Origin of the sequence: Ferruginibacter sp., assembly GCF_031391665.1 — a bacterium.
Taxonomy (GTDB): Bacteria; Bacteroidota; Bacteroidia; order Chitinophagales; family Chitinophagaceae; genus Ferruginibacter.
This window is the reverse complement of sequence record NZ_JANMUN010000226.1, coordinates 17,890-28,205: the sequence shown is the minus strand read 5'-3', so window position 1 is coordinate 28,205 and position 10,316 is coordinate 17,890. Positions and strand designations below refer to the sequence as shown.

10 protein-coding genes and 1 pseudogene are annotated in these 10,316 nt (G+C 36.0%); 9 read left to right on the top strand and 2 right to left on the bottom strand.

Annotation, left to right across the window (positions count from 1 at the left end):
- The 7 genes and pseudogenes from ACY651_RS17095 to argH all read left to right on the top strand — a co-directional run.
- Positions 1-681: pseudogene (locus ACY651_RS17095) on the top strand (N-acetyl-gamma-glutamyl-phosphate reductase); the annotation flags it as partial.
- 70 nt (positions 682-751) lie between these two features.
- Complete coding sequence (locus tag ACY651_RS17090) at positions 752-1,972, top strand: aspartate aminotransferase family protein (RefSeq protein ID WP_462254709.1); 1,221 nt, start codon at positions 752-754, stop codon at positions 1,970-1,972.
- A 181-nt stretch (positions 1,973-2,153) separates the two neighbouring features.
- Complete coding sequence (locus tag ACY651_RS17085) at positions 2,154-3,143, top strand: Rossmann-fold NAD(P)-binding domain-containing protein (protein WP_462254708.1); 990 nt, start codon at positions 2,154-2,156, stop codon at positions 3,141-3,143.
- Positions 3,143-3,943, top strand: coding sequence for an acetylglutamate kinase (gene argB, locus ACY651_RS17080; RefSeq protein WP_462254707.1), 801 nt, complete (start codon positions 3,143-3,145; stop codon positions 3,941-3,943). Before ACY651_RS17085 ends, argB begins: the two co-directional genes overlap by 1 nt.
- Before the next feature lie 34 nt (positions 3,944-3,977).
- Entirely contained in the window at positions 3,978-5,042 is a 1,065-nt protein-coding gene (locus ACY651_RS17075; protein WP_462254706.1) for a M20 family metallo-hydrolase, read from the top strand.
- A gap of 37 nt (positions 5,043-5,079) precedes the next feature.
- A complete protein-coding gene (locus ACY651_RS17070) occupies positions 5,080-5,433 on the top strand; it encodes a four helix bundle protein (protein WP_462254705.1) in 354 nt (117 codons plus the stop codon).
- A gap of 33 nt (positions 5,434-5,466) precedes the next feature.
- Positions 5,467-6,798, top strand: coding sequence for an argininosuccinate lyase (argH, locus tag ACY651_RS17065; RefSeq protein WP_462254704.1), 1,332 nt, complete (start codon positions 5,467-5,469; stop codon positions 6,796-6,798).
- Between the two features lie 5 nt (positions 6,799-6,803).
- On the opposite strand, the gene ACY651_RS17060 is transcribed toward argH, so the two are convergent.
- Both ACY651_RS17060 and ACY651_RS17055 read right to left on the bottom strand, forming a co-directional pair.
- Complete coding sequence (locus ACY651_RS17060; RefSeq protein WP_462254703.1) at positions 6,804-7,115, bottom strand: HigA family addiction module antitoxin; 312 nt, start codon at positions 7,113-7,115, stop codon at positions 6,804-6,806.
- Between the two features lie 8 nt (positions 7,116-7,123).
- Positions 7,124-7,435, bottom strand: coding sequence for a type II toxin-antitoxin system RelE/ParE family toxin (locus tag ACY651_RS17055; RefSeq protein ID WP_462254702.1), 312 nt, complete (start codon positions 7,433-7,435; stop codon positions 7,124-7,126).
- Between the two features lie 146 nt (positions 7,436-7,581).
- On the opposite strand from ACY651_RS17055, the gene ACY651_RS17050 reads away from it, so the two are divergent.
- Positions 7,582-8,739 carry a 1-deoxy-D-xylulose-5-phosphate reductoisomerase gene (locus tag ACY651_RS17050; RefSeq protein WP_462254701.1) on the top strand — a complete coding sequence of 386 codons (1,158 nt, stop codon included), beginning with the start codon at positions 7,582-7,584 and terminating at the stop codon, positions 8,737-8,739.
- 140 nt (positions 8,740-8,879) lie between these two features.
- On the top strand, positions 8,880-10,265 hold the full coding sequence (gene rseP, locus ACY651_RS17045; protein WP_462254700.1) for an RIP metalloprotease RseP: 1,386 nt from the start codon (positions 8,880-8,882) through the stop codon (positions 10,263-10,265).
- Positions 10,266-10,316 lie beyond the last annotated feature (51 nt).

Here is a 10,316-nt window from a genome sequence, read left to right as displayed (position 1 = left end):
GATACAAAATCAGAAATCGGCAAGCGAAAATTTGTTTACGGCTTACCGGAATTGCAAAAAGAAAAAATTAAAACTGCCAATAATATTGCCAACCCCGGTTGTTTTGCAACAGCCATTCAATTAGGTTTATTGCCTTTAGCAAAAGCAGGATTATTGAATGAAGTGTATACTACCGGCATTACAGGCAGCACAGGAGCCGGACAAAGTTTAGCAGCCACCTCACATTTTAGCTGGCGGGTTAATAATATACAGGCGTATAAAACTTTAACGCATCAGCATAATGCAGAAATATTACAATCTATTAATTCGCTGCAATCAAATTCAATACTAAAGGACGAGGGATTTTCTTTTGTTCCCTGGCGTGGCGATTTTACAAGAGGTATTTTCATCAGCTCTCAATTAAAATGTGATTTGAGTTTACAGGAATTGAATGTGTTATTTAGTGATTTTTATAATGATCACCCATTTACAACGGTAACAACCCAGCCAGTTTTTTTAAAACAGGTTGTTAATACCAATAAATGTATTATTCAGTTAGAAAAAGTTGGAAACAAATTAGTGGTACATTCTGTAATTGACAATTTAATTAAAGGCGCCAGCGGTCAGGCAATACAAAATATGAATTTAATGTTTGGGTTGGAGGAGACGATGGGATTGAAATTAAAAGGAAGCTACTTTTAAAAGCCCCTAAATCCCCTGAAGGGGACTTGAGAGCTTTCAAAATGTTGCAGCAATTATTGATTGGAAAAAAATGATTGCACATTATTATGACTTTAGAATTATTGCAAATAAATTATTCATTAACAAATCAGGTTCCCCTTCTGGGGACAGGGGCATGAATTTATTCGACGTATATCCACTTAACGACATCATCATTGATAAAGCACAGGGCAGTTATGTATGGGATGATAAAGGACAAATTTATTTAGACATGTACGGCGGCCATGCGGTGATCTCTATTGGCCATACACATCCGCATTATGTAAACAGGTTACAAGAGCAATTGCATAAAGTTGGATTTTATTCCAACTCTGTAAAAATTCCTATTCAAAATTTACTGGCGCAAAAATTAGGAGAGGTTTCCGGTAAAGAAGACTATCATTTATTTTTATGCAACTCCGGCGCCGAGGCCAACGAAAATGCATTAAAGCTGGCTTCTTTCTATAATGGCAGAAAAAAAATCGTGGCATTTACAAAAGCATTTCATGGCCGTACTTCTTTAGCAGTTGCGGTTACAGATAATCCCAATATTGTGGCGCCGGTTAACCAAACCGGTAATGTAGTGTTTCTTCCTTTTAATGATGAAGATGGTCTGCAAAAATATTTTGATGAAAATGGTAATGAAATTTCTTCCGTAATTATTGAAGGTATTCAGGGCGTGGGTGGAATAAATGTTGCAACGGATTCTTTTTTACAAAAGATAAGAAGTTTGTGCATTGAATACAATGCCGTTTACATTGCCGACGCTGTGCAATGCGGTTACGGACGTACCGGTAAATTTTACAGTCAGGATTTTAGTGGAGCAGATGCAGATATTTATACCATGGCAAAGGGAATGGGCAATGGTTTTCCTGTTGCAGGAGTTTCGATTGCGCCAAAATTAAAGGCCAAACATTTTATGCTGGGTACCACTTTTGGCGGTAACCATTTAGCTTGCGCCGCTGCGTTGGCGGTATTAGAAATTATTGAAGAAGATGCGTTAATGAAAAATGCGGCCACAGTTGGCAGTTACTTAATTGAAGAATTAAAGAAATTACCAAAAATAAAAGAAATAAGAGGAAGAGGTTTAATGATTGGTATAGTTTTGCCTGATGAATTAACAGCAATAAAAAAGAATTTACTTTTTAAACATAAAATATTTACTGGTGAAGCAAAGCCTAATGTGATAAGGTTGTTGCCGGCCTTAAATATTACAAAAGCAGATGCTGATATTTTTTTAAAAGCGATTGCGGCAGAGCTTAACATGGTCTGAAGCCCTCGTCGACCACGTTGGAATTTAACATGGTCTGACGTCCTCGTCTGACCATGTTGCGAATAACTAATACAGGTTTGAATATAAGGAGATGAGTAAAGAAATACTGTTGAAGAGTGCGACGCCAATGAAGTTGAACAAAGAAATATTGTTGGGTTCAAAAAAATAAAAAAATAAAAATTTGAAAAATTTTATTTCAGTAAAAGATGTTTCTGATATCAATGCACTGGTTGCAAAAGCATTGTCGTACAAATCAAATCCATTTGCCGACAGGAATTTGGGTGCTGATAAAAAAATTGGTTTATTATTTTTAAACCCAAGTCTGCGTACAAGATTAAGTACACAGGTGGCTGCAAAAAATTTAGGGTTAGAAGCCATAATTTTCAATGTAGATAAAGAAGGCTGGGCTTTAGAGTTTGAAGAAGGCGCTATCATGAGCGGCACAACAGTAGAGCATGTAAAAGATGCAGCACCTATTTTAGGGCAGTACTTTGATATACTTTGCATTCGTGCATTTCCGACTTTAAATAATAAAGCAGAAGATTACAGCGAACTGGTGATGCAATCCTTTATTCAATTTGCCGGTGTGCCCATTGTAAGTTTAGAAAGTGCAACGTTACATCCGCTGCAATCATTAACAGACATCATAACAATTAAAGAGTCGATGAATAACTCCCCGGAATTTATCCCGACATCGGAGGGAGGGGATGGGGGCAAACCTAAAATCGTATTAACCTGGGCACCACATATAAAACCTTTACCGCAATGTGTTGCCAACAGTTTTGCCCAATGGATAAATGCCTGGGGCGAAGCAGATTTTGTAATAACACATCCCGAAGATTATGAATTGGATGAGCAATTTACCAAAGGTGCCACAATTACGCATAACCAGGATGAAGCTTTAAAAGATGCCGATTTTATTTATGTAAAAAACTGGAGCACTTTTACAGATTACGGCAGAATTTATTGCAACGATCCATCGTGGATGTTGACACCAGAAAAATTGATACACACTAACAATGCAAAAGTAATGCATTGTTTACCCGTAAGAAGAAATGTGGAATTGAGTGATGAAATTTTAGACGGGCCAAACAGTTTAGTAACAACGCAGGCAGGAAATAGAGTTTGGGCAGCACAAGCTGTTCTTGCTGAAATTTTAAAAGCTAAATAATGGAGCCATTATTTGTAATAAAAATAGGAGGTAATATAATTGATGATGAAAATAATCTTTCAGCATTCTTAAAAAATTTTGCTGCAATTAAGAGTAAGAAAATTTTAATTCATGGGGGCGGAAAAATTGCAACAAAAATTGGAGACAAATTAGGTATTGAATCGAAATATATTGATGGCAGAAGAATTACAGATGAGGCAACCATTGATTTAGTAACAATGGTGTATGGTGGATTAGTAAATAAAAAAATTGTTGCAAAATTGCAGGCATTACATTGTAATGCAATTGGGTTAACAGGAGCCGATGCAAATATTATTCCTGCTACAAAAAGGCCGGTTACTAAAGAAGGAATTGATTTTGGTTTTGTTGGAGATGTAAACAGTGGACAGATGGCAGTTGACAGTTGGCAGGTGTTGCTTCAAAATAAATTCACGCCGGTAGTTGCACCCCTAACACATGATGGGAAAGGGCAAATTTTAAATACCAATGCAGATACAATTGCTTCAACCATTGCAACAGCTCTATCAAAATTATATGATGTTCGTTTAATTTATTGTTTTGAAAAGAAAGGTGTGTTAGAAAATGTAAACGATGAAAATTCTGCCATACCATTGATAACAAAAGAAATTTACCAGCAATTAAAAAGCGATAATAAATTATTTGATGGCATCTTACCAAAAATTGATAATGCTTTTGCAGCTATTGACAGTGGTGTAAAAGAAGTATTGATTGGGCATGCCCACGACCTGTTACAAAACGTAACGCAACAAACAACCGGTACTTTAATTAAGGGGTCATGACGGGTCTAAACCGTCTGACCCCTAAAATAAAATTATGCAACCAGAACAATTATATAACGAAGCGCTCAATCTATTAAAAGATTTAATTTCCACGCCTTCATTTTCTAAAGAAGAAAATGATACGGCAGAAATTATTACGGCTTTTTTTACAAAGCATGGGGTGGAGCATGCAAGAGTGGGCAATAATATTTATGCCAAAAATAAATTTTACGATGTAAACAAGCCTTCCATTTTATTAAACTCACACCACGATACTGTTAAGCCAAACAAAGGATACACACTCGATCCTTTTGCTCCAATAATAAAGGAAGAAAAATTATTTGGCCTGGGCAGTAATGATGCAGGCGGATGTTTGGTAAGTTTGATAGCCACTTTTTTACATTTTTATAATGATGAAAATACAAAATACAATGTAGTATTCGCCGCCAGTGCCGAAGAAGAAATAAGTGGTGTAAACGGCATTGAATTAGTATTACCCTATTTGGGCAATATCGATTTTGGTATTGTTGGCGAACCTACAAAATTAGAAATGGCCGTTGCCGAAAGAGGATTAATGGTAATTGATTGCACAGCACCCGGCCGGGCTGGTCATGCGGCACGTAAAGAAGGGGAGAATGCTTTGTACAATGCAGTTGATGATATTAACTGGATAAGAAATTATCAATTTGAAAAAATAAGTGAGCTGTTAGGCGAATCAAGATTAACCGTTACTGTAATTGAAACAGAAAACAAACAACACAATGTGGTGCCGGCACAATGTAAATTTGTAATTGATGTAAGGGTAAACGAATTATACAGTTTTGAAGAAATTTTAGAAGCACTAAAAGCTAATTTAAAAAGTGCTTTCAAACCCCGTACCACAAGGATGAAATCGACAGCCATTGCTTTAGATCATCCATTGGTAAAAGCAGGTATAAGTTTAGGCAAAGGATATTACGGTTCACCCACCACAAGTGATAAAGCATTAATGCCTTTCCCTACTTTAAAAATGGGCCCCGGCGATAGTGCCAGAAGCCATACAGCAGATGAATTTATTTTTTTAAATGAAATAAAAGATGGTATAGCAACTTATATTAAGATGGTGGAGCAGATTGTGTAGAAAAAGTAAGTGATAAGTTGTAAGTAATAAGTTTACAATGCAGAATTATAAAGATTTAAAAGTTTGGGAAAAGGCTCATCGATTTACACTTGAAGTGTATCAGGTTTCTGCGGCTTTTCCTAAAACAGAAACATACGGCCTTACAAGCCAATTAAGACGGGCTGCTTCATCAATTGCAGCAAATATAGCTGAAGGCTGTGGTAAGAATTCAAAACTCGATTTTGCTAATTACCTTAATATTTCTCTTGGCTCCTCTAATGAAGCAGAATATTTTATTTTATTATCAAAGGATTTGAATTATATCACTTCTGAGAACTATGAAATACTTACAAAACTTGTTAATGAAATTAAAGCAATGTTGATAGCTTTAATAGCTAAAGTCAGAAACTGACTTACCACTTAATACTTAAAACTTACAACTTAAATGAAACTCTGGCAAAAAGATAAAGCATCATTACAGGAAGTTGAAAAATTTACTGTAGGTAAAGACAATGAACTGGATTTACACCTGGCACCATTTGATGTATTAGGTTCGTTAGCACACACCAAAATGCTGGAGTCTGTAGGCTTATTATCAAAAGAAGAATTGCAAAAAATAGAAATTGAACTAAAAAATATTTATCAGCAAATACAAAAAGGAGGGTTCAAGCTTAATGATGGTGTAGAAGATATTCATTCACAAGTAGAATTAATGCTTACCGAAAAACTTGGCGATGTTGGCAAAAAAATTCACAGTGCAAGAAGCCGCAACGACCAGGTTTTAGTTGATTTGAAATTATATTTGAGAAGTGAAATTGAAAAATTAGTTTTCAATACAAAAGATCTTTTTGATTTATTGATTCAGCAAAGTGAAAAATATAAAACTGATCTTTTACCCGGCTACACCCATTTACAATTGGCCATGCCATCCTCATTCGGATTATGGTTTGGTGCCTATGCCGAAAGTTTAGTGGATGATCTTACAACTTTGCAGGCTGCTTACACTGTTGTTAATAAAAATCCATTAGGTTCCGCTGCCGGCTATGGCAGTTCTTTCCCCATCAACAGAACTTTAACCACACAGTTATTAGGTTTTGAAGACTTGAATTATAATGTGGTGTATGCCCAAATGGGCCGTGGCAAAACCGAACGTATAGCAGCAGCAGCAATGGCAAATATTGCAGCCACGCTTTCTAAATTAGGTATGGATGCCTGTTTATTCCTCAATCAAAATTTTGCATTTATTTCTTTTCCTGATGAACTAACCACAGGTAGCAGTATTATGCCGCACAAAAAAAATCCGGATGTATTTGAATTGATACGTTCGCATTGCAACCGCATACAGGCATTGCCCAATGAGATAATGCTGATGACCACTAATTTGCCCTCAGGTTACCAAAGAGATCTGCAATTATTAAAAGAACATATTATTCCGGCATTTGAAAATTTAAATAATTGTTTGCAAATGGCTGGCTTAATGCTGAGTAATATCCAGGTAAAAAAAGATTTGCTTCAAAACGAGAAATATAAATTTTTGTTTAGTGTAGAAGAAGTAAACAAGCTGGTATTGCAGGGCGTACCATTCAGAGATGCTTATAAAAAAGTAGGGATGGATATTGAAGAAGATAATTTTAAATATTCAACTGAAGTAAATCATACGCATGAGGGGTCTATCGGTAATTTGCAAAATGATAAAATTGCTGCAATGATGGAGAATGTGATAAAGAAATTTGATTTTGAAAAAGTAAAAGTTGCTTTGCAAAAATTATTACAATAGCCGTTTTAATCTTCCTGCAATTCTTTCTTCATTTCTTTTTTAGCAATAGCCAAATCATAAGCTATCTGCAACCTGAGCCAGTAATCTGCATCAATGCCTAATGCGGCTTCTAATTTCAAAGCAATTCTTGCAGAGATATGTCTTTTACCTTTTAACAGATCATTAAAATGCGGTGCAAGTAATTTAATTTTCTTGGCAAAATCTTTTTGTAAAATTTCCCGTGCATTTATTTCATCAGCTAATACTTCACCCGGATGTAAAGTAATATCTGTAAAAATTCTTTTGCCTGATTTGTCAAGCGTTTTATAAGTTGACATAGTTATTGTTATTCGTAATGCTTAGATAGTTCTTCAATTAAAATAATCTCCATTAAAGTAATATTGTCGTTCTCTAATTTAAATTCAAGCCGGTACTGCTTATTAACTTTCACTGAATAAAATCCTTTCTTATCTCCTTTTAAAGCTTCAAAATTCAGGCTTCTGAATTGTCTTAGCTGGCTGCTATTCTCTGCTTGCTGAATTCTTAAAACAGTTTTCTTAAATTGAGTAATAATTTCTTTACTATAAATTGGTTTGCCTTTTAAAGGTTTACCACGGTATAAATTTTCTAAATAAGCATTATTAAATCTAATTTCCATAAGCTTATATTAGCACATGTTTTGGCAGATCTTTAAATAATTGACATAAAAATAATCCAATCTTAATAACTTACCAAATTTCGGTAATATTATTATTTTGCTCTTTTTTAAATTCACTTATCTTTACAGCAATTCATTATCATTAAATGCAGAAAAAACGCATTGCTATCTTCGGTTCCACCGGCTCTATCGGCACGCAGGCATTGGATGTAATCCGTGCCAATCCCGATTTGTTCGAAACCGAAATTCTTACCGCACAATCCAACGCCGATCTTTTAATAAAACAGGCTTTGGAGTTTAAACCCAACGCCGTAGTTATTGGCGACGAAACCAAATACCAAAAAGTAAAGGATGCTTTGGCGCAAACCTTAGTAAAAGTTTTTGCAGGAGAAAAAGCTTTGGAAGAAGCTGCCGACTTCGACAGTTACGACATGATGTTGGCCGGCATTGTAGGTTTTGCCGGTTTAAAACCCACCATAAAAGCAGTAGAAAAAGGCAAGCCCGTTGGCCTGGCTAATAAAGAAACGTTGGTAGTTGCAGGAGATCTCATCATGCAAAAAGCCATAGAAAAAAGAGTGCCCATCATCCCGGTTGACAGTGAACACTCCGCCATTTTTCAATGCCTTGTTGGTGAAGCAAGAAATAAAATAGAAAAAATAATACTAACGGCAAGCGGTGGCCCCTTTTTAGGCAAAAAACCAAATTATCTCGTTAATGTAAAACGGGATCATGCATTGCAGCATCCCAATTGGGCAATGGGTGCAAAAATCACTATCGACTCTGCAACCCTTATGAACAAAGGGCTGGAGATGATTGAAGCCAAATGGTTGTTCAATTTAAAGCCCGAACAAATACAGGTGCTGGTGCATCCGCAAAGTATTATTCACAGCATGGTACAGTTTGAAGATGGCAGTGTAAAAGCACAAATGGGGTTACCCGATATGAAGTTACCCATTCAATATGCACTATCCTTTCCGCAGCGGATAAAAAACGATTTTCCACGGTTGGATTTTAGAAAATATCCCAGCCTCACCTTTGAAGAACCCGATGTTAAAACTTTCAGAAATTTAGCATTGGCCACCGAAGCATTATTCAAAGGCGGCAACATGCCCTGTGTATTAAATGCGGCAAACGAAATTGCCGTGTGGGCCTTTCTCCGCAACCGTATTGGCTTTTTAGACATGACGGCAATGGTAGAAAAAACAATGGAAACTATCAACTTCATCGAAAAACCAACCATGCAGGAATATTTTGACAGCGACGGCGAAGCCCGTAATTTTGCCGCTTCATTAATAAACATGTAAAAGTTTTTTTTGGGCCGGGCCTTTGCATTGCTATGTTGCTTCATTGGCGTCGCACTCTTCAACTTTTTCAGCAATATTGAACTTATTAAATACAAATCAGTTTTACATAAAAAACAGCAACTAAACTTGCAGCAGAACGTATGACATTATTAGCAATCAATTGGCCGGGTGTAGGATTAATGGCTGCACAATTATTATTATCTCTTTCAATATTAGTAGTACTTCACGAGTTTGGGCATTACATAACTGCCAAATGGTTTAAGTGCCGTGTAGAAAAATTTTATTTATTCTTCGACCCCTGGTTCTCTTTATTTAAAAAGAAAATTGGCGATACCGAATATGGTATTGGCTGGTTACCTCTTGGCGGTTATGTAAAAATATCCGGCATGGTAGATGAAAGCATGGATAAAGAACAAATGAAACTACCTCCGCAGCCGCATGAGTTTAGAAGCAAGCCAGCCTGGCAGCGTTTAATTATTATGCTGGGTGGTGTAACAGTAAATGTTTTGCTGGCCTTTGTAATTTACGCCATGATAATGTTTGTGTGGGGCGAAACAAAAACAGTTAACAGTAGTGTAAAAAGTGGTATCTGGATTACAGATTCATTGATGTATGATATTGGGTTACGCAATGGCGATAAAATTATTGCAGTAAATAATGAAGACGTAAAGTATTTTGAAGAGATACCTAAAAAAATTCTTTTTAATGGTGGTACTGCAATTAAAGTTAACCGTAATCAAAAAGATACTGTGGTAAATATTCCTATAAAAATAATTGGGGATCTGGTAGAAAGAAAGCGTTCTAAAACCCCGTTGATGAATGAAAGGTTGCCTGCTATTGTTGGTAGATATGATGATAAAGATACTGCTGCTGGTAAAAAAGCTGGCCTGCAGTATATGGATAAAATTGTAAAAGTAGATTCGATACCCATAGTATTTATGGATGATATTGTTGCGTATACAGATGGAAAGAAAAAGCAACCGGTAAATTTAACCGTGTTAAGAAATGGTTCTGCAATAAACCTTACAGCTATTGTAAATGATAATGGAAAATTAGGGCTGCCACTTTTAAACGACGAACAATATGACAGCCTTGGATTTTATAAATTAGAAGTTACAAAATATGGTTTCTTCCAATCTTTTCCAAAGGGAGTATCATTGGCAATAAATTCGCTAACTGATTATGTAGACCAGTTTAAACTTATTTTTAAACCTTCAACAGGTGCCTACAAAGGAGTTGGTGGTTTTAAATCTATGGGCTCTATATTTTCCAATCAAAGGTGGGATTGGCATTCGTTCTGGAGCATTACCGCCTTTTTTTCGATAGTGCTGGCATTTATGAATTTATTACCAATACCTGCACTGGATGGCGGGCACGTTTTATTTACATTGGGAGAAATGATTACAGGGCGAAAGCCTAATGAAAAATTTTTAGAATATGCCCAAATAGTGGGTATGGTATTATTGCTTGGCCTTATGTTGTATGCAAATGGTAACGATTGGTTTGGCTGGGGAAGAAATAAGTAAAAAGTTTTAAGTAATAAGTAAAAAGAAAGCTTCATTCCTAAGCTTTCTTTT

What these genes read in the sequence shown, in the direction of transcription:
- ACY651_RS17075 (WP_462254706.1), top strand. Translation starts at nt 3,978, where the DNA reads ATGCAACCAGAACAATTATATAACGAAGCGCTCAATCTATTAAAAGAT.
- argH (WP_462254704.1), top strand. Translation starts at nt 5,467, where the DNA reads ATGAAACTCTGGCAAAAAGATAAAGCATCATTACAGGAAGTTGAAAAA.
- argB (WP_462254707.1), top strand. Translation starts at nt 3,143, where the DNA reads ATGGAGCCATTATTTGTAATAAAAATAGGAGGTAATATAATTGATGAT.
- ACY651_RS17055 (WP_462254702.1), bottom strand. Translation starts at nt 7,435, where the DNA reads ATGGAAATTAGATTTAATAATGCTTATTTAGAAAATTTATACCGTGGT.
- ACY651_RS17090 (WP_462254709.1), top strand. Translation starts at nt 752, where the DNA reads ATGATTGCACATTATTATGACTTTAGAATTATTGCAAATAAATTATTC.
- ACY651_RS17060 (WP_462254703.1), bottom strand. Translation starts at nt 7,115, where the DNA reads ATGTCAACTTATAAAACGCTTGACAAATCAGGCAAAAGAATTTTTACA.
- ACY651_RS17050 (WP_462254701.1), top strand. Translation starts at nt 7,582, where the DNA reads ATGCAGAAAAAACGCATTGCTATCTTCGGTTCCACCGGCTCTATCGGC.
- rseP (WP_462254700.1), top strand. Translation starts at nt 8,880, where the DNA reads ATGACATTATTAGCAATCAATTGGCCGGGTGTAGGATTAATGGCTGCA.
- ACY651_RS17070 (WP_462254705.1), top strand. Translation starts at nt 5,080, where the DNA reads ATGCAGAATTATAAAGATTTAAAAGTTTGGGAAAAGGCTCATCGATTT.